Consider the following 23,544-nt stretch of genomic DNA (forward strand, 5'->3'; position numbering starts at 1 on the left):
GCATCCCGGCGGAGGTTCGCCCGTGATGGTTCGCCCGTTCCCCGGCCGCGACGGGCGGCCCGCTCAGGCCGCGGTCGACGCCGTGTCGCCGCCGTCGCCGGTCGTGGTGGTCGCGGTCCGATCCGGCTTGGCCTGCTTCTCGACGATGCGGACCGCCACGATGGCGCCCTCGTAGAGCACCATCAGGGGCAGCGCCAGGGAGAGCTGGGAGAGCACGTCGGGCGGCGTCAGCACCGCGGCGATCACGAAGGCGCCGACGATGAAGTAGCGGCGCTTCGCCTTGAGCATGTCGGCGGTGACGATGCCGATGCGGCCGAGCAGCGTCAGGATCACCGGAAGCTGGAACGCGACCCCGAACGCCAGGATCAGGCTCATCATCAGCGACAGATACTCGCCCACCTTGGGCAGCAGCGCGATGTCGGCGGTGTCCGGGCTGCCGAGCTGCTGCATGCCGAGCGAGAAGCGCACCAGCATGGGCATGACCATGAAGTAGACGACCGCCGCGCCGAGCACGAAGAACACCGGGGTCGCCACCAGATAGGGCCGGAACGCCTGCCGCTCGTGGTGGTACAGGCCGGGCGCCACGAACATGTAGATCTGGGTCGCGATCACCGGGAAGGCGAGGAACACCGCCCCGAACATGGCGAGCTTGAGCTGGGTGATGAAGTACTCGAGCAGCGCCGTGTAGATGAACTTGGAGTTCTCCGGGCCGGCCACCCACACGAACGGCCACACCAGCACGTTGTAGATCTGCTTGGCGAACACGAAGCAGAGCACGAACATGACCGCGAACGCGACCAGCGACTTGATCAGCCGCGCGCGCAGCTCGATCAGGTGGTCCATCAACGGCGCCTTGGTGGCCTCGATGTCCTCGTGGGTCATGCGGGCCGCTCTCCTGGCGCGGGCGGCGCAGGCGCCGTCTCGGCCGACGGAGCCGGCACGGCCGATGGCGTGGTCTCGATGGTCGGAGTCGCAGCCGACGGGGGTGTCTCGACCGGCGGAGCCGCGGCCGCCGACACCGGCTCGGTGGTGGCGGCCGGCACCGGCGTCGGCTCGGGAACCGGCGGCGGCAGCGCCGCTGCCTCGCTCGGTTTCGCCTCACCCGGTGTCACGTCACCCGGTGCCACATCGCTCGGTGCCGCCTGGGTCGGGGTGGTCTCGCTCGGGCTCGGCGTCACCGCCGTGGTCGCCGCCGGGGTCGCCGTCTTGGCGGCGTCGGCCAGCGGATCGAACTTGGCGAAGGCACGCGCCGACTCGTTGATGTCGTCGACCTGCTTCTTGAGGTCGGCCATCTCGGCCTCGCGCAGCGCCTCCTGGAACTGGCCCTGGAACTCGCCCGCCATGCGGCGGATCTTGGCGGTCCATTGGCCGATGGCGCGCAGCACGCCGGGCAGCTCCTTCGGGCCGATCGCGATGAGCGCGACCACCCCGATGAGCAACAGCTCGCTCCACCCGATATCGAACATCGTGGCTCCGACGGTCACGCCGCCGGGATGGCGCGTGGCCCGCTCCGGCGCGATGCGCGGCGGCGACGCCGGATCACGCCATCGATCTCGTATTGCCCTGGCGTACCGCCGTCCGACCGGCCGTCACACTGATCGGAGGCGAGGCGAACGGAGGTGCGGCGACACGCCGGCGGCGCGCCAGCGGTTTGCCGCAGAACGCCCCGCGGTTCAAGCGCGTCGGCGCCGGACCGCCACGCGGCGGCAGTCGGCGGCCCGCTCAGCCGACCTTGCGGCTGTCGGCCGGCGGCGGCTGGACGGTCTGGGCCGGCTGGACGGTGGACGCCGGCGGCGCCTGGTGATCGATCGTCCGCACCGGCTCGGCGGGCTTGGCGGGCTCCACCTTGGCGGTGTCGTCGTCGCTCATGCCCTTCTTGAACGCCTTGATGCCCTGGGCGACGTCACCCATCATCTCGGAAATCTTGCCGCGACCGAACAGCAGCAGGATCACGCCGATGACGACGATCCAGTGCCAGATGCTCATCGAACCCATCGGACTACCCTCCAACCGACGGGCCACCGTGTGCCGGCCTCGCCTTCGGTTTTGTTCGAGAACCTAGGCGGACGACGGGTCAAAAACAAGGACCCGCCGGGCGCCGAATTGCGTACGGCGGAGCGGATGGTTGCCGCGGCTTCTTCGCACGCCACCCCCGCCGGAGACGGCCGGCGGCGTCAGTCGCCCTCCGGACGGGCCGGCGCGTCGGCGCTCGCCTGCGGGGCGGGCTCGTCGGCGGCGTCCTCGACCCGCGGGGCGAGGCCGAGGTCCAGCTCCACCGCGTCCAGCGGCTCCTCGTCCTCGCGCAGCGCCGGATCGTCGGACGGCGACGGCACCCCGAAGCCGGCCGGAAGCTGACCGTCGAACAGGCCGGCGCCCTTCAGCTCGTCCAGCCCCGGCAGGTCGCCGAGCTGCTCCAGGCCGAAATGGGAGAGGAACTGATCGGTGGTGCCGTAGGTGACCGGCCGGCCCGGCGCCTTGCGGCGGCCGCGCAGCCTGATCCAGCCGGTCTCCATCAGCACGTCGAGGGTGCCCTTGGCGACCGCGACGCCGCGAATGTCCTCGATCTCGGCGCGGGTCACCGGCTGGTGGTAGGCCACGATGGCCAGCGTCTCGATAGCGGCGCGCGACAGCTTCTTGGGCTCGCTCGCCTCGTGGGTGAGCAGCCAGGCGAGATCGTTGGCGGTGCGGAACGCCCAGGTGCTGCCGATCCGCACCAGGTTGACGCCGCGCGGCGCATATTCGAGCTGGAGCCGCTTGAGCGCGGCATGAACGTCGCTGCCGGCCGGGAGCCGCTTGGCCAGCGTCTTCTCGTCGAGCGGCGCGGTGGCGGCGAACAGCAACGCCTCGATCAGGCGCAGCTCGTCGGGCCGCGCCTCCGGCTGGGCCTCGTCGTCGACCTCGTCCTCCGGCTGGGCCTCGTCGTCGACCTCGTCCTCGGGCTGGGCCGGGGCCGCCGCGGTCGCAGAATCCGGCTCGGGGGATGGCGCGTCGGCGGCGTCGATCGGTGCCGCCACCGCATCGTCCGTGGTTGCCGGGGTCGTGGTCGCCGGCCCGGGGGCCTCGCGGGCGGAGTCGACCTCGCCCGCGTCGGCCACCGACTCCGGGGCCGTCCCCCGGCCCGTGTCGCTCTCGGGGATCATGGTCGCCTCTTCGGCCAGTTTCGCTATCCGCCAACCTTCGCGGCTCATGCCGGCCTCCCCTGGTTACTGGATGGTCTCGCCCGCCGCCGCCGGCGGCGGCGAATCCCCGTCGGGCTCGGCCGCGTGCTTGCGCACATAGATGGGCGCGAATGCGGTGGGCTGATGGACGTCCATCACGCCCTCGCGGACCAGCTCCAGCAGAGCCGCCAAGCTGGAGGCATAGACGGTCGTCCGCATCGTGGGCTCGACCGCATAGCTGATCAGGAAGGAGTCGAGAACACTCCAGTCGGCGGCGCCGCCGACCAGCCGCTCCAGCGCGACGCGCGCATCGGCCAGAGACCACACGTTGCGCTTGCGCATGCGGACATGGGCGAGCGCGTGGCGCTGGCGCTGTGACGCATAGGCGGAGAGGAGATCGTACAGGGTCGCCGACCAGGCCGGCCGCCTGATCTCCTCGATCGGCTCGGGGTCGCCGCGGCCGAACACCTCGCGGCCGAGCTGCGGCCGGCTCATCAGCTTGGCGGCGGCGTCGCGGATCGCCTCCAGCCGCTTCAGCCGCAGCGCCAGGGCGGCCGCCATGTCGGTGGCGCTCATGCCCTCGGGCTCGCTGCCGGCCGGCAGCAGCAGGCGCGACTTGAGATAGGCCAGCCAGGCCGCCATCACCAGGTAGTCGGCGGCGAGCTCCAGCCGCAGCCGCCGCGCCTCCTCGATGAAGACGAGATACTGCTCGGCCAGCGCCAGGATCGAGATGCGGGCGAGGTCGACCTTCTGCTGGCGGGCGAGCGCGAGCAGCAGGTCGAGCGGTCCCTCGAAACCCTCGACGTCGACGATCAGGGCCGGCTCGTCGGCCGCCCGGTCGACCACCTCGGTCGGGAACTGGCCCGTCTGGTCGGTCATCGCGCCTCCCTGGCCGCCCGGCGGCTGGCCGCCCGGCTGGTCGCCTGGCGACGGGACAGCCGAATGCGCAGTCGGCTCGCCTTCCGCCGACGTCGGATCGTTCGCGCCCTCGCCCGTCATGTCGGCCTCCGTCACGATGCGGCGGCCGCAGCGGCGATCATACGGGAAAACGTGGTGCGCGCCGCCGCGAGATCGCCGGGCTCGGGGGACCGACGGGCCGCGAGCGCCGCCGCGCAGCGCCCCGCCGCAGCCCCGGACAGCACCGGCGCCTCCCCTGCAACCTGCTCCATCTCCACGAGATTGCCGTTGCAATGGAGGGCCAGGTCGCAGCCCGCCGCGAGCGCCCCGCGGGTCCGCTCGGCGAGGCTGCCGGACAGCGCCCCCATGGAGAGATCGTCGGTCATCAGGGCGCCCGAGAAGCCGATGCGGCCGCGAATCACCTCGGCGATCACGGTCGGCGACAGGGTCGCGGGACGGTCCGGATCGATCGCCGTGTAGACCACATGGGCCGTCATGCCGAGCGGCAGCCGGGCCAGCGGCCGGAACGCCGCGAAGTCGGTGCGCTCCAGGGTCTCGCGGTCGCAGCCGACCACCGGCAGCGCCCGGTGGCTGTCGCAGGCGGCGCGGCCGTGTCCGGGCAGGTGCTTCAGAACCGGCAGAATGCCCCCGGCCGCAAGCCCCTCGGCGAGCGCCGCCGCCACCGCGGCGACGACCTCGGCCCTGTCCCCATAGGCGCGGTCGCCGATCACCGGATCGCCCTCCGGGGCCGGCACATCGGCGAGCGGCAGACAGTCGACCGTGATGCCGAGTGGCGCGAGATCGGCGGCGATCAGCCGGCCGCCCAACCGGGCGGCAGCGAGCCCGGCGGCGGGATCGCGGCGATACAGGGCGCCGTAGCAGGCGCCGGCCGGATAGGCGGGCCAGTGCGGCGGCCCGAGGCGCTGTACCCGCCCGCCTTCCTGATCGACCAGGACGGCCGCCTCGAACCCGCACTCGGACCTGAATTCATCGATCAGGGCAGTGACTTGGCCCGGATTCTCGATATTCCGTCTGAACAGGATGAGGCCCCACGGCCGGGCTGCGCGGACGAACTGCCGCTCGGCGTCGCCGAGGCGCGGGCCGGCGACGCCGGTGATGAACGATCGAGCCGTCATGGCGCCGTTTATCCCGGTCCACGGCGCCGAAATCCAGGCGGGAGCGACGCTCGCGCGCACTTATCCCCGTGTGATGCGGCAATCGGGAGGCGCGTACGAGCGCCCCCGCTCGGGATGCAGAAGCCGGCGGCGGGTCCGGACGATCAGTTGCGCTGGACGATGCAGTTGCCGCCGGCGGCCTTGAGGCTCTCGCAGAGCTGGACGGCGTCGTCGCGGCTGGCGAACGGGCCGACCTGGCTGCCGTAGTAGATGCCCTTGGAGCCGAGATCCTTCTTCTTCACCAGCACTTGCCGGCTCGACAGCACCGACGGGTACTTCTCCTGCATGGCCCGGAACGAGGCCCGGGCCTCCTCCGGGGTCTTCTGGGCGGAGAGCTGGACCACGTAGTTGCCGGATTCGGCGGCACTCGGGGTCGGGGTCGCCATGGCGGAGCGGGCCGGCGCCGGGGCGGCGGCCTGCGGGGTGATCGGCATCGGGCCGCTGCCGGCCGGCGCCGCCGGCGTGGCAGGCCGGACCGGGCGAGCGGCCGGAGGCGCGGCGGGCGCCGCGGGGGTCGCGGCCGGCACCGCCGATCGCGCCGCCGGAGCGGGCGGCGCCGACGGCTCGCCGTCGGGCCTTATGGTGACGGTGCGGATCTTCTTGGGGTCGCCGGCCCCTGCGGCCGGCACGGTGGCCGGAGCGCTCACGGTGGGCGGCACGTTGGCGGTGGTATCCGGGAAGCGCGGTGCGGCGCCCGGGTCGCGCAGCGCCACCGGCTGCTCCTCGCGCGGCACCACCTTCTCGTTGGGGGCGCCGACCCGCTCATAAATCTGCTTGTCGCCGCTGCTGCCCTGCGACGCGGACGCGATCTTCTTGGGGGCTCCGTCGGCGCGGATCACCGGAGGGCCGCCGTCGCGGGGGCTCTCGCCCTTGAGGCTGCGGTAGCCGTAGGCTCCCGCGGTGCCCACCACGGCGAGCGCCATGATGGCGGCCGCCACCATCAGGCCACGGCGGCGCTGCTGCGGCGGCATCTCCGGATAGTCGGGCGCCTGTCCGGCGATCGGCGCGAAGCGATCCTGGGCGGCCCGCGCCGGATCGTAGTACTCGCCGCTCTCATAGGCGCCGTCGGCAGCGGGCGCGTAGCGCGGATCGTAATCGTCGACGGGGGCACGGCCGGCCGGAGGCGCGGCCTCGCCGCGGCCGAGCCCGAGCGGCTCGGCGTGGGTCGGAAACATCGGCTCGGTCCCGGCCGCCCGATGGTCGAGCGGACGGCCGCCGAAGGGATCGGGCTCGGCCTCCGGCTCGGTGCTCCAGCCGGCGGCGGCCGATGCGGCATCACGCGGGCGCGGCGGCGACCACCCGGGCTCGGAAAGCGGCGGCTCGCTCGCCCGCCCGGCGGACAGCCAGGACGGCGGACCGGCGAGCCGGCCGGTGGTGTCACCGGCCGGGCGCGGCGGCTCGGTGTAGCCGTCGTAGCGCTGATCGGGCTGGCGAGGCTCGCGCCCGAACGCCGGCTCTTCGTAGGGGCCGGCCCGCGGATCGTCGTAGGCCGCATCCGGATAGCGGGGATCGGCCGAACGTGGATCGGGATAGCGCGAATCGGGGTAGCCGGAATCCGGATAGCCGGCCTCGGAATAGCCGGGCGCAGCCGGGCGCGGCGCCGGATCGGCCCGGCGCGGAACCGTGGCGCCGCGATCGAACCGCGGCTCGCGCCTCTCACCCTCCGGGTGCGGCTGCGGCGAGCGCACGCTCTGGTAGGACACGGGATCGTTCTGGCCGATCAGCCGTGCCAGCTCGACCAGCGGATCGGATGCAGGGTCGGGCCTCGCGGTTCCGCGCGCCGTCGCTGCCGCTCCGTCCGTCCGTCGATATCGCTCGTCCGCCATGCCAGCCCGCCACAGGTCGCGGTGCCACTCAACCGCGGAAGCCGCGGACGTTCCGCCTTCTGCAGAACCGCACTTCCACCGCGCTGGCGAGGGTCACCGCATCTCGTCAGGCGCATCGACCCCGAGCAGACCAAGCCCCACGGAGAGCACCGTGATCACACCTTGAACCAGCGCGAGACGGGCCAATGTCAGTTGTGGATCATCTTGCATAATGAAACGTAAATGTGGCGAGTCCTTGCCGCCGCGCGTGTACTGGGCATGGAAGTCGCTCGCCAGATCGTACAGGTAGAAGGCGATCCGGTGCGGCTCGTGGGCGGCGGCCGCCGCCTCGATCAGGCGCGGAAACTGGGCGATGCTCCGCATCAGCGCGATCTCGCCGGGATCGTCGAGGCGATCGAGCGGCGCCCCCGTCAGGCACAGGGAGAGCGCGGCCGGGCCCTTCCAGTCCTCCGGCAGCTCGTCCAGGACGTCGCGGGCGTGGCGAAACACCGAGCGGCCGCGGGCGTGGCCGTACTGCACGTAGAACACCGGGTTGTCGCGTGACTGCTCGATCACCTTGGCGAGGTCGAAATCGAGCACGGCGTCGTTCTTGCGGTACAGCATCATGAAGCGGACGGCGTCCTTGCCGACTTCGTCCACCACTTCACGAAGCGTGATGAAGTCCCCTGCCCGCTTCGACATTTTGACGGGCTGACCGGCCCGCAGCAGCTTCACGAGCTGGACGATCTTGACATCGAGGCGGGCGCGCCCGCCGCTCACCGCCGTCACGGCCGCCTGCATGCGCTTGATGTAGCCGCCGTGATCGGCACCCCACACGTCGATCAGCTCGTCGAAGCCGCGGCCGACCTTGCCGGCGTGATAGGCGATGTCGGAGGCGAAATAGGTGTAGCTGCCGTCCGACTTCTTGAGCGGCCGATCGATGTCGTCGCCGAAGTCGGTGGTGCGGAACAGCGTCTGCTCGCGGTCCTCCCAGTCCTCCGGCGGCGCCCCCTTCGGGGGCGGCAGGCGGCCCTCGTAGACCTTGCCCTCGGCCCGTAGCGCCGCGATGGTCTCGCCGACCCGGTCGGTGCCCTCGATCAGCGACCGCTCGGAGAAGAACACGTCGTGGCGGACATTGAGCGCCGCCAGGTCGTCGCGGATCATCGCCATCATCATGTTGACGGCGACCTGACGCACCTCCGGCAGCCAGTCGGCCTCCGGCCGATGCCGCAGCGTCTCGCCGAACCGGGCCGCCAGGGCACGGCCGACCGGCACCAGATAGTCACCGGGATAGAGCCCCTCCGGGATCGGGCCGATATCCTCGCCCAGCGCCTCGCGGTAGCGCAGGAAGGCCGAGCGGGCGAGCACGTCGACCTGCGCCCCGGCGTCGTTGATGTAGTACTCGCGGGTGACGGGCCGCCCCACGAAGGCCAGCAGGTTGGCGAGCGCGTCGCCGAACACGGCGCCGCGACAGTGGCCGACATGCATGGGGCCGGTGGGGTTGGCCGAGACGTACTCGACATTGACCGGGGCGCCACCCGGGGTGCCACGGGCATAGTTGGAGCCGGCCAGGAGCGCGGACCGCAGCGCGGCGCGCCAGATCTCCGGCTTCAGGGTCAGGTTGATGAAGCCCGGCCCGGCGATGTCGACCCGCGCCACCCAGGGATCAGCGGCGAGCCGGCCGGCGATCGCCTCGGCCAGCTCGCGCGGCTTCTTGCCGGCGTCCTTGGCCAGCACCATGGCGGCGTTGGTGGCGAGATCGCCATGGCTCGCATCGCGCGGCGGCTCGACCAGCACGCGGCTGCGGTCGAGATCGGGAGCGAGCCCACCGGCCGCCACCAGGGCATCGAGGGCGGCCTGGACCCGGCGCAGGACGGCGGCCGGCACATGACTGGTTTCGTCAGTGTTATCAAACATTTTGTTTCGCCATGGAGGATCGCGCGGCCTACCGCAATTGCGGCGTCGAGTCAAAGAGCCGGCGATGCTCGATCAGCGCATAGCGGTCGGTCATCCCGGCGATGAAGTCGGCGATGCGGCGCGCCCGCGCCCCGGTCTCGTCCGGCAGGTCGTGCCGCCATTCCGCCGGCAGGGTCTCGGGATCGGTCGCATAGCGCCCGAACAGGTCGGCCAGCACGCCTTCGGCCGCCCCCATCACCTGCATGACCCGCGGATGCCGGTACATATGGGTCCACAGGAACGCCTTGATGGCGCGGTCGGCCGCCGCCATGGTGGCCGAGAACGCAACCAGAGGTGAGTCGGCAAGTCGGACGTCGTCCACGTCGGCCGGCGACTTCTCCGCGATCCGGCGCCGCGACTCGGCGACCACGTCCTCGATCATCACGGTGATCAACCGCCGGATCAGCTCGTGGACGAGCCGGGCGTGATCGAGATTGGTGTGCATCGCACAAATCTCGTCCAGGATGTGCGCAACAATTTCCACCTCGCGCGCCACGTCGAGATCGAACAGCCCGGCCCGCAGCCCGTCGTCGATGTCGTGGGCATCATAGGCGATATCGTCCGCGATGGCCCCCGCCTGGGCCTCCAGGCTGGGGAAGCTCCAGAGTGCCAGGTCGTGCACCGCAACATAGTCCCGAATGACGACGGGGAGCTTGTCTTCGGCAGCGCAGCAGGATCGCCCCTCCGCGGCCCGCGGCAGCAGCGGGCCGTTGTGCTTGACCAGCCCTTCCAGGGTCTCCCACGTCAGGTTGAGCCCCTCGAAGGCCGGATAGCGCCGCTCCAGCCGGGTCACCACCGCGAGCGTCTGGGCGTTGTGGTCGAACCCGCCATGATCGGCGAGGCAGCGATCCAGCGCCCGCTCGCCGGCATGGCCGAACGGCGGATGGCCGAGATCGTGGGCGAGCGCGCACGCCTCGGCCAGATCCTCGTCGAGGCCGAGCGCCCGGGCGATCGAGCGCGCCACCTGGGTGACCTCCAGGGTGTGGGTCAGCCGGGTCCGGAAGTGATCGCCCTCGTGATAGACGAACACCTGCGTCTTGTGGGCGAGCCGCCGAAACGCGGTGGAGTGGATCACCCGGTCGCAGTCGCGCCGGAACACGCTGCGTCCCGGGCTCGGCTGGTCCGGATGGAGCCGGCCCCGGCTCGCCCTGGCGTCGGCCGCATACGGCGCCCGCGCGCACGCTCCCTCGACCGCCATCGCCCTCGCCACCTCTCCACATTGACCCGCCACCGGGCAGCACTTACCTGTTTCAGGGTGGCACAGGCAATGCGAGACCCCATGACGGAGCCAACGACGGACGCGATCCCCGGCGCGACCCCCGCCGGCGTGACTCTGACCGACAGCGCGGTGCGGCGGATCGGCGAGATCCTCCACGCCGAGCCGGACGGCGCGATGCTGCGGGTCAGCGTGGAAGGCGGCGGCTGCTCCGGCTTCCAGTATCGGTTCGATCTCGCGCGCGAGCGCGCCGACGACGACACGGTGCTGGCCCGCGACGGCGCCGTGGTGCTGATCGACCCGGTGTCGATGCAGTACATGGCGGGCGCCAGGATCGACTTCGTCGACGACCTGATCGGCGCCTCGTTCAAGATCGACAACCCGGTCGCCTCGGCGTCGTGCGGCTGCGGCACCAGCTTCACAATCTGAGAGACCGTTTGGACGCCGGCTCGGCACCTGGCTCAGCCGGCCGGGGCCGCGATCTCGACCCGGTCGCGGCCCGACCGCTTGGCGACGTAGAGAGCCTGATCGGCCCGCGCCACCAGATCGGCCGCAGTGGTGCCTCCGACGGGGCCCACGATGGCGCCGAAGCTCGCCGTGACGCGCCATGGCTCTCCGCGCAGATCGAACGGCCGCTCCGCCACCGTGGCACGCAGTCGCTCCATCGTGGTGCCGAGAGCATCGGCGGCGAGCGGCCGCAGCAGCAGCAGGAACTCCTCGCCGCCGTAGCGCCCGACCAGATCCCCCTCGCGCAGCGCCGACGCCATCCGGCGGGTGAACTCGATCAGCACGGCGTCGCCGGCGGCGTGCCCGTGCTCGTCGTTGACGCGCTTGAAGTGGTCGATGTCCACCATCACCAGGCCGAACGGCTGCCGGGTGGCGGCGGCCGCGCGCACCACCTGCTCGACCGCACCCATGATGGCGCCGCGGTTCAACGCCCCGGTCAGCGGATCGTGGGCGGCCGCCTCGCTGAGCCGGTGCCGTTCCTCCTGGAGACGCCGGTTGTGGTCCAGCATCTCCTCGTAGAGACGGCTCTTCTCGATCACCAGCGAGACCTGGGCGGCGATCTGCCGGAACGTCGTGCGATGAAGGTCGTGATAGGCGCCGCGGTCGCGGCTGGTGAAGAACAGAACGCCGATCGGGCGCCGGCCGACGATGAGCGGACAGGTGAGGCTCGATCGTCCCCCCTCCTCGACGATACGCCGGGTCGCATCCGAATGCGGGTTCTCGGCCAGATGGGCTTCGAGATCGTTGATGATGCGCGGCTCGCCGCTCGCCAGCACGGCCGCCAGGCTGCTCCCGGCGAGCGGCTGCGCATAGCCGGCGGAAATCCGCATCGGCCCGAGCAGGGAGCGGGCCCAGAAGGCGGAGAGATGCGTGCCATCCGGCGTGACGAAGGCGCAGCCGATGCGATGATACGGGATCACCTCGCCGAAGCGCTCGAAGATGCGATCGAGGACGTCGTCCAGCAGCACGCCTTCTTCGAGGCGATGGACCAGGTCGAACAGCCGCTCGACCTCGCGCTCGCGCCGGGCGATCTGCTCGGCCAGCAGCTCCAGCTCGCGAGCGAGCACCGACAGCGGATCGATGGCATCGGATTCGAGCTTCGGAACCGGCTTGCCGCTGCGCAGCTCGCGCACCCATGCGGCGTAAGCGGCCGCCCGGGATTCGACCGGGGGCTCGAGCACCGTCTCGGCGGACATCGACATTTCCCCTGTGCAGGAACGCCGTGCAATGCGGATCGACGGGGCCGCGGAGACTACGGACCGAACAATACCGTTGTTCAAAACCGTTAAATTACCATTGAGACTCCGCCATTGTTATTAGTCGCAGGCCGCAGGGCTGCCGCGCCGGCCACGCGGGGCCTTCGGCCCGCGTCCACAGCCTCGGCCGGGATGCGGGCCGGCGATCATGTCGAAATCAGTTCAGCTTCATGCCGATCGCCTTGGCGAAGCGGTCGAGGGTGACCACGTCGGCCTCGACCACCTTGCCGAACTCCGCCGCCGAGAGCGGCATCGGCTCGACCCCGAGCTGCACCAGGCGCTCGCGCACCGCCGGGGTCGCGGCCGCCGCCAGCAGCTCGCGATTGAGCGTCGCCACCACGGCGGGGCTCGTCTTCGCCGGGGCGAACAGGCCGATCCACACCGTGAGGTCGGAGTCCGGGAAGCCGGCTTCGAGCGTGGTCGGGACCTCGGGCAGATCGGCGAGCCGCTTGGGGCTGCTGACGGCCAGCGCCTTGACCCGGCCGGCCCGGATATGCGGCAGCGCCGTCGAGACCGGGCAGAAATAGTAGGTCACGCGGCCGGCGATCACCTCGGTCAACGCCTCGGCGCCGCCCTTGAACGGGATATGCACGGCCTCGTAGCCGGCGCTGGCGCGGAAGCGCTCGGCGCTGAGATGGACGGCGGAGCCGATGCCGACCGACGCGAAGGTGAACGAGCCGGGCTGCGCCTTGGCGGCCGCCACGAACGCCTGCACGGTGTCGAGCCCGGCCGAGGGCGCCACCACCAGGACGTTGGGGACGCTGCCGAAGGCGCCGACCGGCACGAAATCGCGCACCACGTCGTAGGACAGGTTCGGGTAGATCGCCGGCGCGATGGCGTGCGCCTGCGAGGTGGCGAGCAGCGTGTAGCCGTCCGGCTCCGCCTTGGCGACGCTCGCCGAGCCGATGGTGCCGCCGGCCCCGGCGCGGTTCTCCACCACCAGCGGCTGGCCGAGCCGCGCCGACATGCCCTCGAGCACCACCCGCGGCACCACGTCGGTGGCGCTGCCGGCCCCGAACGGAATCACCACCCGCACCGGCTTGGCCGGCCACTCCTGGGCGGAGGCCGCCGCCACCCCCGCCATCGACATCAACACCGCCGCTAGAAACACTCGCCTACGCATGCTCGCCCCTCTGGGTCCCCCATGGACCGCCCCGGAGACGCAATATGCATGCCTGCCATGCAGGCCGCCAGTCCGGCGACGAGAGCCGCCGCCACCAGCCGGCGCCGCGGCTCCCTACTCGGCGGCCGCCGGGGCGCGCTCGCCCTCGCGAACCGGCGCGAGCTGCGGCTCCAGCCGCTGCTTCAGGCGGCGGTCGAGGCGATCGAGATAGATGTAGATCACCGGCGTGATGTAGAGGGTGAGGAGCTGCGAGACGGCGAGCCCGCCCACCACGGCGACGCCGAGCGGCTGGCGCAGCTCTGCCCCCGCCCCGGTGCCGAGCGCGATCGGCAGCGCCCCGAAGATCGCCGCGAAGGTGGTCATCATGATCGGCCGAAAGCGCAGCAGGCAGGCTTCCCGCATCGCCGCCTCGGCGCCGAGCCCAACCCGGCGGCGCTCGATGGCGAAGTCGATCATCATGATGGCGTTCTTCTTGACGATGCCGACCAGCATCACGATGCCGATCATGGCGATCACCGACAGCTCCATCTGAAACGCCATCAGCACCAGCAGTGCGCCGACGCCGGCCGACGGCAGCCCCGAGATGATGGTGATCGGATGGATGAAGCTCTCGTAGAGAATCCCGAGCACCACATAGGCGGCGAACACGGCGGCGAGCACCAGAACGCCCTGCCCGCGCAGGGAGTCCTGGAACACCTGGGCGGAGCCCTGGAAACCCGTCGCGATCGACGCCGGCAGATTGGCGTCGCGCTCGATGTCGCGGATGGCGTCGACCGCCTGGCCGAGCGAGAAGCCGGGCGCCAGGTTGAACGAGATGGTCACCGAAGGCTGCTGGCCCTGGTGGTTCACCTGCAACGGACCGACGGTGCGCACCACCCGCGTGACGGCGGAGAGCGGGATGGCCGGGCCGTTCGCGGCGGTGTTGCCGGTGACGCCGCCGCCGGGCGTCAGCGCCGCGCCGGCGGCGCCGCTCAGATTGGTCTTGAGGAAGATGCGGTCGAGCCCGGACGGATCGGCCTGGAACTCCGGCAGGCTCTCCAGGATCACCTGATAGTCGTTCGACGGCGTGTAGATGGTGGCGACCTGACGGGTGCCGAAGGCGTTGTAGAGCTCCTGCCGCACCTGCTCGACCGAGATGCCGTAATAGGCGGCGCGCTCGCGGTCGATCTCCACCGTCATCTGCGGATTGGAGATGTAGAGGTCGGTGCCGACGTCGCGCAGGCCCCGAAGCGCCGCGATCTTCTCCCGCATGATCGGGGCGACATCGTAGAGCGTCGCCGTGTCGCTGGACTGGAGCGTGTATTGGTACTCGCTCTTGGAGATGCGGCCGGTGATGTTGATGTTCTGGACGTTCTGGAAGAACGTCGCCATGCCGACCACCTGCGAGGTCTCCCGACGCAGCCGCTGGATCACCGCGGTGGCGTTCTCGTTGCGCTCCTTCTTGGGCTTGAGCGAGATGAACATGCGGCCGTAGTTCGGCGTCGGGTTGGGGCCGCCGACCCCGACGGTCGAGTTGACATAGGCGACCGCCGGATCGGCGCGGACGATCTCGGCGATGCGGCGCTGGCGCTCCTGCATGGCCTTGAACGAGATGTCGGCCGGGCCCTCGACGGTGGCCGAGATGAAGCCGGTGTCCTCGATCGGGAAGAAGCCCTTCGGAATCGCGATGTAGAGCCAGACGGTGCCGACCAGGGTGGCGGCGGTGGCGACCAGCACGATCGGCTTGTGGCGCAGCACCAGGTCGAGCGTCACCTCGTAGGCGCGCAGCATGCCGTCGAAGGCACGCTCGAACACCCGCAGCAGGATGTTCTGCTTCTCGCCCTCCCGATGGCTGCGCAGCACCCGGGCGCACAGCATCGGGGTCAGTGTCAGTGACACGAAGCCGGAGATCAGGATCGCCACCGCGATGGTGACGGCGAACTCGCGGAACACCCGGCCGACCAGGCCGCCCATCAGCAGCACCGGGATGAACACCGCGATCAGCGAGAAGGTGATCGACACGATGGTGAAGCCGATCTCGCGCGCGCCCTTGAGGGCCGCCTCGAACGGCCGCATGCCCCCCTCGATGTGGCGCACGATGTTCTCGAGCATCACGATGGCGTCGTCGACCACGAAGCCGACCGACAGCGTGAGCGCCAGCATGGTCATGTTGTTGATGGAGAAGCCGAGCGCGTACATCACCGCGAAGGTGCCGACCAGCGAGATCGGCACCGCCAGCGCCGGGATGAGGGTGGCCGAGAAGGTGCGCAGGAACAGGAAGATCACCAGCACGACGAGACCGATGGCGATCGCCAGGGTCTCCTGCACGTCGAACACGGCCTCGCGGATCGAGGTGGAGCGGTCGTTCAACACCTCCATCCGGATGGCGGCCGGGATCTGGGCCCGGTAGCTCGGCAGCCGCTCGCGCACCGCGTCGACCACAGCCACCGTGTTGGCCGAGGGCTGCCGCTGGATCGCCAGCACGATCGCGCGCTCGTTGTTGAAGTAGCTGGCGATGCGATCGTTCTCGACCGAGTCGACGACGCGCGCCACCTCCTCCAGCTTGACCGGCGCGCCGTTGCGATAGGCCACCACCACCTTGCGATACTCGGCCGCCTTGTTCATCGCCGCGGTGGCCGTCAGGGTGACGTTCTGCTCGGTGCCCGAGATGGTACCGACTGGCGTGTTGGAGTTGGTCTTGGCGACGACGTTGCGGATGTCCTCGAGCGAGATGTTGCGGGCCGCCGCCGCCACCGGGTCGACCTGCACCCGCACCGCGAAGCGCTGCGCCCCGTAGACCAGCACCTGGGCGACGCCGGGGATCTGCGAGATCTGCTGCGCCAGGGTGATCTCGCCGTAGTCGTTGATGGTCGACAGCGGCAGCGTCGGCGACACCAGGCTGATGTAGAGGATCGGGAAGTCGCCGGGATTGACCTTACGGAAGCTCGGCGGCGTCGTCATCTCGATCGGCAGCCGCCGCTGCGCCACCGACAGCGCGGTCTGCACGTCCAGCGCTGCCCCGTCGATATCGCGGGCGAGGTCGAACTGGATGGTGATCTGGGTGGTGCCGAGCGACGACATCGAGGTCATCGACGAGATGCCCGCGATGGTCGAGAGCTGACGCTCGATCGGCGAGGCGACCGAAGCCGCCATGGTCTCGGGGCTGGCGCCCGGGAGGGTCGCGGTGATCGAGATGGTCGGGTAGTCCACGGTCGGCAACGCCGCCACGGCGAGCAGCCGATAGGCGAAGATCCCGAACACGATCATGGAGGCGGTGATCAGGGTGGTCATCACCGGCCGGCGGATGCACGTCTCCGAGAGATTCACGGGGTCGTCTCCAGTGCGGCCGATGCCGGTTCGGGGGTATCGCGACGTGCGACGATCAGGCTCCCGCCTTGCGGGACGGGTCGGCCTCGCCGCGGACGGTGACGCGGGCGCCGTCGGTGAGCTGGAGGTGGCCGTCGGTGACCACCGTCTCGCCGCCCGTGATGCCGCCGTCCACCACGGTCTCCAGCCCCACGCTGCGCAGCACCGTCACCGGCTGCACCCGGGCGGTCCCGTCCTTCACCACATAGACGAAGCTGCCCTGCTGGCTGACCTGGACGGCGGCGGACGGCACCGTGACGGCGTCCTCGACCCGCAAGGTGAGCCGTGCGGTCACCAGCGTGCCGGGCCACAGCAGCTCGTCCTGGTTGGGCATCAGGGCGCGGACGGTGGCCATGCCGGTCGCCGCGTCGACGGCGTTCTCGATCATGGCGATCTGGCCGCGCGCCTGGCGGGCCTCGCCCGGAATGATCGCCTCGACACCGGAGTCCTCGCCCGCCATGGCGGCGCGGATCTGCGGCAGCACCCGCTGCGGCACCGTGAACGAGATGTAGACCGGCGCCATCTGGTTGATGGTGGCGATCGGCGTGAGATCGGCGGTGCGGACCTGATTGCCGACCTTGACGTTCGCCTGGCTGATGCGGCCCGTGATGGGCGCCCTCATGGTGGTGAAGCCGAGCTGCACCTCCAGGTGCTCGATGGTCGCTTCGCTCGCCCGGATGGCGGCGCGATAGACGTCGGCCTGGGTCTTGGCGTTGTCGAGATTGACCTGAGGCGTCGCCGCGCGGGCGACCAGCTCGGTGTAGCGGCGCAGATCGCGCTCGGCGCCTTCGAGCTGGGCCTTGTCGCGGGCGAGCTGGCCCTTGGCCTGGCGGATCTGGGCTTCGAGCGCGCGGCTGTCCAGGGTGACCAGGAGGTCGCCCGCCTTGACCAGGGCGCCGTCCTCGAAATGGATGGCGACGATCTCGCTGTCGATGCGGGTGCGCAGCGCCACGCTGGCGAGCGTCGTGACGGTGCCCAGCGCCTCGAGCTGCACCGGCGCCTTCTTGCGGGTCGCCACCGCGGTGGTCACCGCCACGGCCCGCGGGCCGGTCGCACGGGCCGTCGGCGGCGCGCTCTTGTCGCCGGGGCCGAGCTGCTGCACCGCGACCGCGCTGCCGGCCAGCGCGAGCACGGCGAGAACCCCGAACAGGACACGTCGTTTCGTCATCGCGCGCGAACGCCTCACGAGGCCGCCGGCTCCCCGCGCGCCACCAGCGCCCACCGAGGCGCCGCGGGTGTGGCCGGCAAAGGAAAGCGTGGATACCGACAGAATGAATACAAAGTCGCCGCGACACCACGCGGCCGATCGTTCGACCTGCCGCATGATGCCATGGCCTATGTTGAGGAATTATCATAACGAGCCGCCGGGTGCAGCCGGAAGCTCGCCGGATTGCTAAAATGTAATTGAAATCGCGGGCTGGGCGGGTCATCCCGGCCATCGCCGCGGCGTCCGGAGGGGCCGGACGTCCAGCCGGAGAGTGCCATGCGGATCGCCACCTGGAACGTCAACTCGGTCAAGCAGAGGCTCGATCACCTCGTATCCTGGCTCCAGGCCCGCCAGCCCGACATCGTGTGCCTTCAGGAGATCAAGTGCGTCGACGACGCCTTTCCGCGGGAGCCGATCGAGGCGCTGGGCTACAATGTGGCGGTGCACGGCCAGAAGACTTTCAACGGGGTGGCGGTGCTGTCGCGTCTCCCGTTCGACGAGGTGACGCCCGGGCTGCCCGGCGAGGACGGAGACGACCACGCCCGCTTCCTGGAGGCTGTCGTCTCGACCGGCGACGGGGTGGTGCGGGTGGCGTGCCTGTACCTGCCCAACGGCAACCCGGTCGGCACCGAGAAATACCCCTACAAGCTGCGCTGGATGGACCGGCTCGCGGCCTATGCGCGCGACCGCCTGGCGCTGGAGGAGCCGCTGGTGCTGGCCGGCGACTACAACGTGCTGCCGGCCGAGATCGACGTGCCGAACCCGGACGCCTGGCGGCAGGACGCGCTGTTCCTGCCCACCACCCGGGAGCGGTTCGCGGCCCTCAAGGGACTAGGCTTCACCGATGCGATCCGGGCCGGCTCCGACGCACCCGGCCTCTACACGTTCTGGGACTATCAGGCGGGGTGCTGGCCGAAGAACCAGGGGCTGCGCATCGACCACCTGCTGCTGTCACCCCAGGCGGCCGACCGGCTGGTGTCCGCCGGCATCGACAAGCATGTGCGCGGCTGGGACAAGCCGTCCGACCATGTCCCGGTGTGGTGCGACCTCGATCTCGGGAAGTCGGCGCGGGCGGCCTCGGCGCCGGACGCCGCCTGAACGGCGGTCGCGCCAGGATGAACAGGACCGTAGCCCGGGTTGAGGAACGAAACCCGGGATCGTCGGACCGGGGACTTTCTGGCACCGCCGACCCGGATGTCGCTGTGCTCCATCCGGGCTACGGGAGAGCTGCTCCGATGAACTGCGAGGCGGGTGCTGAACGGCGGTCGCGCCAGGATGAACAGAACCGTAGCCCGGGTTGAGGAACGAAACCCGGGATCGTCGGACCGGGGACTTTCGGGCACCGCCGACCCGGATGTCGCTGTGCTCCATCCGGGCTACGGGAGAACTGCTCCGATGAACTGCGAGGCGAACGACGTGCCGCCCTACTCCCGCCGGCCGCCGCGCAGCCAGCGCTCGATATAGGCGAGCGCGCTCGCCCGCTCCTCGTCGCTCGCCGACTTGAAGGCGGAGGCGTGCATGTCGCTGATCCACGCCTCCTGCGGGGACGCGGCATCGCGAGCGAGCGTCAGCCACATCAGGCCACGGGCGCCCTGGCGCGGCACCGCCTCGCCCTTGAACAGCATGGCGCCGAGCATCGCCTGGGCCTGGTACTGGCCCTTGTTGGCGGCGAGCTGGAGCCAGCGGGCCGCCTGGCGGGCGTCCTTCACGCCGCCATGGCCGTCGAGATACATCCGGCCGAGATGAAACTGGGCATCCGGATCGGCGAAATACGACGCCGCGTAGGTGAACATCTCGCGGGCGCGGTCCGGATCGGCCCTCACGGTCGAGTTCGGGATGCCGTCGAGATAGTAGTTGCCGAGGGCCACGAACGCATTGGCGACGAAGCGGGCGCGCGGCGTGCCCGGGCTCTCGTCCGCATGGGCGTCGGCCACCTCGCGGAAGTACTCGAAGGCCCGCACGTCGTCCTGCTTGACGCCGTCGCCGTCCGCATACATGCGGCCGAGCTTCCACTGGGCGATCGGATGGCCGCTCGCGGCGGCGTATTCGAGCGACGAGACGCCGCCCTTGGTGTCGCCGGCGCGCAGCGCCTGGGCACCGGAGCGGAACGCCTCGACCGGCGTCAGGCTGCGGGCACCCGGCAGGCCCTGGAAACGGTTCGCATCGAGAAGGCCGGTGCCGCGCGGAAACAGGTCGACGCTCACGGCCGGCGCCACCTGGGCGGTCGAGCGCGATCCGTCGAACGCGACGGCGGTCCCGAGCCCGATCACGAGCCCGGCCGCCACCAGGATGCCGACCCGACTAGACGTCCGCATAGCACTTCTTCTCGGCCACAGCGCCCGGATGGGTGACGGCCCCGGTCCGGGCCGGCCCCACCTGCTGGGCGTATTTCCACAAGTAACCGGACGTCGCCGTCGCCCGCTTCGGCTTGAACGCCGCGCGGCGGGCATCGAGCTCCGCCTTGGAGAGCTTCACGTCGAGAGTGCCGGCCTCGGCGTCGATCGCGATGATATCGCCGTCGCGCAGCAGGCCGATGGGGCCGCCGGCCGCCGCCTCCGGCCCGACATGGCCGACGCAGAAGCCGCGGGTGGCGCCGGAGAAGCGCCCGTCGGTGATCAGCGCCACCTTGCCGCCGGTGCCTTGGCCATAGAGCGCCGCCGTGGTGGCCAGCATCTCGCGCATGCCGGGGCCGCCCTGCGGCCCCTCGTGCCGGATCACCAGGACATCGCCCTCCTTGTAGCGGCGCTTCTGCACCGCCTCGAAGCACGCCTCCTCGCCATCGAAGCAGCGGGCCGGGCCCGTGAAGGTCAGGCTCTCCAGCCCGGCGATCTTCACGATGGCGCCCTCGGGAGCGAGGTTGCCCTTGAGACCGACGACGCCGCCGGTCGGCAGCAGCGGCCGGTTGGCCGGGAGAACCACGTCCTGGTCCTTGTTCCAGGCCACGCCGGCGAGGTTCTGGGCCATGGTGCGGCCCGTCACGGTCATGCAGTCGCCGTGCAGGAAGCCGTGGTCGAGGAGCGTCTTGAGGATGAGGGGAATGCCGCCGACCTCGAACAGGTCCTTGGCGACGTAGCGGCCGCCGGGCTTCAGGTCCGCGATATAGGGCGTACGCTTGAACACGTCGGACACATCGAACAGATCGAACGCGATCCCGCACTCATGGGCGATCGCCGGGAGATGAAGCGCAGCATTGGTCGAACCGCCGGTGGCTGCAACCGCGGCGGCGGCGTTCTCCAGCGCCTGGCGGGTCACAATATCGCGAGGGCGCAGGCCGCTTCGGATCAGCGCCATCACCTGCTCGCCGGCGGTGGCGCAGAAGCGGTCGCGGATCTCGTAGGGGGCGGGCGCGCCGGCCGAGTAGGGCAGCGCCAGGCCGATCGCCTCCGACACGGTCGCCATGGTGTTGGCGGTGAACTGCGCCCCGCAGGCGCCGGCCGACGGGCACGCCACCTGCTCCAGCTCGTCGAGATCGGCATCGGAGAGGTCGCCGACCGAATGGCGGCCGACCGCCTCGAACACGTCCTGGATGGTCACCGGCCGGCCCTTGAAGGTGCCGGGCAGGATCGACCCGCCATAGATGAAGATCGACGGCACGTTCAGGCGGCACATGGCCATCATCATGCCGGGGAGCGACTTGTCGCAGCCGGCGATGCCGACCAGCGCGTCGTAGCCGTGGCCCCGCATGGTCAGCTCGACGGAGTCGGCGATCACCTCGCGGGACGGCAGCGAGGAGCGCATGCCCTCGTGCCCCATGGCGATGCCGTCCGTCACCGTGATGGTGCAGAACTCGCGCGGCGTGCCGCCGGCGGCCGCGACGCCCTTCTTGACCGCCTGGGCCTGGCGCATCAGCGCGATGTTGCAGGGGGCGGCCTCGTTCCAGCAGCTCGCGACGCCGACGAAGGGCTGGTGGATCTGCTGCGTGGTGAGACCCATCGCGTAGTAATAGGACCGATGCGGCGCGCGTTCCGGACCTTCGGTCACGTGCCGGCTGGGCAACCTGCTCTTGAGGTCGGTCCTGGAGTCCATCGCGTCTATCGCTGCCCCTGCCGGGTTCGCCGCATCCCCTGTCGGGATCGCGACCGGACGATGCGAACGCACATCGTCGACTGCGATCTGGACCCTTTCGAAATCACGGAGGGGTGTGGCGGAAAATAGGCGTTTTGAGCTGGCTTCCGGCCGGTCACGGAAATGTTGACCTCCTGTTGCGACGACGCCACACGTTGTGGTCACGCGCACACGAGCGGCGCGTCGTCACCCTTCGCGACAGGCGCGACTCGTGTTTCGTTTGGTGGATCGACGCGCCCCGATCGCGTCGCCCCGTCATAGCGGCTCCGCCTCGCTTCTCCGTCAATGCCGATGCTCCGATCGCACCGATTTCATCGACCTTTTCTTCACCATGTCGGAGCGCTCGCCGAACGCTCGCGGCGGTGTCGCGCGCGCTGCCTCGCGCGCGGCCGAGCTTCGCCATGAAACCGCCCGCCCCTGCCCGTCTCGATCGCGGCTTCTTCGATCGCAGCGTCCATGCGGTGGCGCCCGACCTGATCGGCGCGACGCTGCTGGTCGACGGTGTCGGCGGCGTCATCGTCGAGGTCGAGGCCTATCACCACACCGACCCGGCCTCGCACAGCCATGGCGGCCGCACCGAGCGCAACGCCGTGATGTTCGGCCCGCCGGGCCACGCCTATGTGTATCGCTCCTACGGCATCCACTGGTGCGTCAACGCGGTGTGCGAGCCGGCGGGCGAGGCGAGCGCGGTGCTGATCCGGGCGCTGGCGCCGACCCATGGGCTCGACCGCATGCGGGCGCGGCGCGGGCTCGATGACGCGCGGCTGCTGTGCGCCGGGCCCGGCCGGCTGTGCCAGGCGCTCGGCATCACCAAGACGCTCGACGGCGCGCCGCTCGACGCCCCGCCCTTCGTGCTGCTCGCCCGCGAGAGCACGCCGGCGATCGTCGCCGGCCCGCGCATCGGCATCACCAAGGCGGCCGACAAGCCGTGGCGCTATGGCCTCGCCGGCTCGCGGTTTCTCAGCCGGCCGTTCCGGGCGGGATGACCGGCCACGCGGCGCCTCCCGCCCCAGAGCCGTGGAGGCGCCGGGGTGGAGGCGCCGATGCCTCAGAGCGCCTCGCGGTCGGTCTCGCCGGTGCGGATGCGCAACGCCCGTTCGATCGACGAGACGAAGATCTTGCCGTCGCCGATGTGGTCGGTGCGAGCGGCGCTCCGGATGGTCTCCAGAATGGTGTCGACACGGGCGTCCTCGACCACGAGGTCGATGCGCACCTTGGGCAGGAACGCCACCGTGTACTCGGCCCCCCGATAGAGCTCCTGGTGTCCCTTCTGGCGGCCGTAGCCCTTGACCTCGGTGACCGTCATGCCCTGCACGCCGGCCGCCGCCAGCGCGTCGCGGACCTCGTCGAGCTTGAAGGGCTTGATGACGGCAGTGACCAGCTTCATGTCGGCGCTCCGTGGTTGGTGTCGGACGCCGAGCAGGCCGGGATCGAGGGCAGTCCCTGCGCCCGAAAAGGGCGCGGCGGTCCGAAAACTATCGCAATGAACACAATACCGGCACGCAACCGGAAATTCAGCAAAAACCGATGCGGCGCGGATGCATTGCGGACATTCGCCGCCACCGCGAGGACGTGCCGGCAGCGGCCGCCGGCTCGTCTCGCACGGAGATCTCGGCTTGCAGAAAGATGTCATTCCGGGGCGCGGCGAAGCCGCGAGCCGGAATCCAGGGGCGAACTCATACCAACGGCGTGAGAGGGTGACTCGGATTTTCGAGGGGTGGTCGGCGTGATTCTCTGAGGTCTCTTGATTCGAGGGAGGCAGGGATGCCGGGGATCACGATCACGCGGAACGACCTTACGGCGGCGCAGCTACGGCATAAGGCGGCGCGGAGCC

At 70.5% G+C, this 23,544-nt stretch carries 19 protein-coding genes; 3 read left to right on the forward strand and 16 right to left on the reverse strand.

The annotated features are described in order from the left end of the window. Nucleotides 1–63 precede the first annotated feature (63 nt). The 9 genes from tatC to ACFQUV_RS21600 all read right to left on the reverse strand — a co-directional run bounded on the left by tatC (nucleotide 64) and on the right by ACFQUV_RS21600 (nucleotide 10,189). Entirely contained in the window at nucleotides 64–882 is an 819-nt protein-coding gene (gene tatC, locus ACFQUV_RS21560; protein WP_111388562.1) for a twin-arginine translocase subunit TatC, read from the reverse strand. Next, nucleotides 879–1,466: a Sec-independent protein translocase protein TatB gene (tatB, locus tag ACFQUV_RS21565; RefSeq protein ID WP_129610773.1), complete on the reverse strand. Its 588-nt coding sequence runs from the start codon at nucleotides 1,464–1,466 to the stop codon at nucleotides 879–881. The genes tatC and tatB overlap by 4 nt, the downstream gene beginning before the upstream one ends. A gap of 256 nt (nucleotides 1,467–1,722) precedes the next feature. Further along, on the reverse strand, nucleotides 1,723–1,995 hold the full coding sequence (locus tag ACFQUV_RS21570; protein WP_129610772.1) for a twin-arginine translocase TatA/TatE family subunit: 273 nt from the start codon (nucleotides 1,993–1,995) through the stop codon (nucleotides 1,723–1,725). 179 nt (nucleotides 1,996–2,174) lie between these two features. Then, the gene (scpB, locus tag ACFQUV_RS21575) at nucleotides 2,175–3,140 is read right to left on the reverse strand and encodes an SMC-Scp complex subunit ScpB (protein ID WP_129610771.1); all 966 of its coding nucleotides are present in this window, start codon (nucleotides 3,138–3,140) and stop codon (nucleotides 2,175–2,177) included. 63 nt (nucleotides 3,141–3,203) lie between these two features. Further along, nucleotides 3,204–4,037 carry a ScpA family protein gene (locus ACFQUV_RS21580; RefSeq protein ID WP_129610770.1) on the reverse strand — a complete coding sequence of 278 codons (834 nt, stop codon included), beginning with the start codon at nucleotides 4,035–4,037 and terminating at the stop codon, nucleotides 3,204–3,206. A 131-nt stretch (nucleotides 4,038–4,168) separates the two neighbouring features. Further along, complete coding sequence (nagZ, locus tag ACFQUV_RS21585) at nucleotides 4,169–5,191, reverse strand: beta-N-acetylhexosaminidase (protein WP_129610769.1); 1,023 nt, start codon at nucleotides 5,189–5,191, stop codon at nucleotides 4,169–4,171. A 143-nt stretch (nucleotides 5,192–5,334) separates the two neighbouring features. Beyond that, a complete protein-coding gene (locus ACFQUV_RS21590) occupies nucleotides 5,335–7,056 on the reverse strand; it encodes an SPOR domain-containing protein (protein WP_129610768.1) in 1,722 nt (573 codons plus the stop codon). A gap of 93 nt (nucleotides 7,057–7,149) precedes the next feature. After that, nucleotides 7,150–8,952 (reverse strand): arginine--tRNA ligase, encoded by a 1,803-nt coding sequence (argS, locus tag ACFQUV_RS21595; protein ID WP_129610767.1) that lies wholly within the window; start codon nucleotides 8,950–8,952, stop codon nucleotides 7,150–7,152. A gap of 28 nt (nucleotides 8,953–8,980) precedes the next feature. Beyond that, on the reverse strand, nucleotides 8,981–10,189 hold the full coding sequence (locus tag ACFQUV_RS21600; protein WP_129610766.1) for a deoxyguanosinetriphosphate triphosphohydrolase: 1,209 nt from the start codon (nucleotides 10,187–10,189) through the stop codon (nucleotides 8,981–8,983). A gap of 81 nt (nucleotides 10,190–10,270) precedes the next feature. Between ACFQUV_RS21600 and erpA the strand changes: the two genes are divergently transcribed. Continuing rightward, the gene (gene erpA / locus ACFQUV_RS21605; protein WP_111383806.1) at nucleotides 10,271–10,636 is read left to right on the forward strand and encodes an iron-sulfur cluster insertion protein ErpA; all 366 of its coding nucleotides are present in this window, start codon (nucleotides 10,271–10,273) and stop codon (nucleotides 10,634–10,636) included. Nucleotides 10,637–10,668: 32 nt separating this feature from the next. Here erpA and ACFQUV_RS21610 read toward each other — a convergent pair whose 3' ends face one another. From ACFQUV_RS21610 to ACFQUV_RS21625, 4 genes are all read right to left on the reverse strand, one after another. After that, nucleotides 10,669–11,910 carry a sensor domain-containing diguanylate cyclase gene (locus ACFQUV_RS21610; RefSeq protein WP_165364108.1) on the reverse strand — a complete coding sequence of 414 codons (1,242 nt, stop codon included), beginning with the start codon at nucleotides 11,908–11,910 and terminating at the stop codon, nucleotides 10,669–10,671. 217 nt (nucleotides 11,911–12,127) lie between these two features. Continuing rightward, nucleotides 12,128–13,093: a tripartite tricarboxylate transporter substrate binding protein gene (locus ACFQUV_RS21615; RefSeq protein WP_129610764.1), complete on the reverse strand. Its 966-nt coding sequence runs from the start codon at nucleotides 13,091–13,093 to the stop codon at nucleotides 12,128–12,130. Between the two features lie 114 nt (nucleotides 13,094–13,207). Then, entirely contained in the window at nucleotides 13,208–16,399 is a 3,192-nt protein-coding gene (locus ACFQUV_RS21620; RefSeq protein WP_129610763.1) for an efflux RND transporter permease subunit, read from the reverse strand. Nucleotides 16,400–16,454: 55 nt separating this feature from the next. Continuing rightward, nucleotides 16,455–17,606 carry an efflux RND transporter periplasmic adaptor subunit gene (locus tag ACFQUV_RS21625; RefSeq protein WP_129610762.1) on the reverse strand — a complete coding sequence of 384 codons (1,152 nt, stop codon included), beginning with the start codon at nucleotides 17,604–17,606 and terminating at the stop codon, nucleotides 16,455–16,457. Between the two features lie 315 nt (nucleotides 17,607–17,921). Between ACFQUV_RS21625 and xth the strand changes: the two genes are divergently transcribed. After that, nucleotides 17,922–18,743, forward strand: a complete 822-nt coding sequence (gene xth, locus ACFQUV_RS21630) for an exodeoxyribonuclease III (RefSeq protein ID WP_129610761.1) — start codon at nucleotides 17,922–17,924, stop codon at nucleotides 18,741–18,743. Nucleotides 18,744–19,069: 326 nt separating this feature from the next. On the opposite strand, the gene ACFQUV_RS21635 is transcribed toward xth, so the two are convergent. Next, a complete protein-coding gene (locus ACFQUV_RS21635) occupies nucleotides 19,070–19,960 on the reverse strand; it encodes a tetratricopeptide repeat protein (RefSeq protein WP_129610760.1) in 891 nt (296 codons plus the stop codon). Continuing rightward, nucleotides 19,947–21,671: a dihydroxy-acid dehydratase gene (gene ilvD, locus ACFQUV_RS21640; protein ID WP_129610759.1), complete on the reverse strand. Its 1,725-nt coding sequence runs from the start codon at nucleotides 21,669–21,671 to the stop codon at nucleotides 19,947–19,949. The genes ACFQUV_RS21635 and ilvD overlap by 14 nt, the downstream gene beginning before the upstream one ends. A gap of 440 nt (nucleotides 21,672–22,111) precedes the next feature. On the opposite strand from ilvD, the gene ACFQUV_RS21645 reads away from it, so the two are divergent. Next, nucleotides 22,112–22,696: a DNA-3-methyladenine glycosylase gene (locus ACFQUV_RS21645; protein ID WP_129610758.1), complete on the forward strand. Its 585-nt coding sequence runs from the start codon at nucleotides 22,112–22,114 to the stop codon at nucleotides 22,694–22,696. 62 nt (nucleotides 22,697–22,758) lie between these two features. Here the strand turns inward: ACFQUV_RS21645 and ACFQUV_RS21650 are convergent, their stop codons facing one another. After that, on the reverse strand, nucleotides 22,759–23,097 hold the full coding sequence (locus ACFQUV_RS21650; RefSeq protein WP_111383796.1) for a P-II family nitrogen regulator: 339 nt from the start codon (nucleotides 23,095–23,097) through the stop codon (nucleotides 22,759–22,761). Between the last annotated feature and the right edge of the window lie 447 nt (nucleotides 23,098–23,544).

It is taken from the genome of Rhodoplanes sp. P11 (genome assembly GCF_964266735.1).
Lineage (GTDB): Bacteria > Pseudomonadota > Alphaproteobacteria > Rhizobiales > Xanthobacteraceae > Rhodoplanes > Rhodoplanes serenus.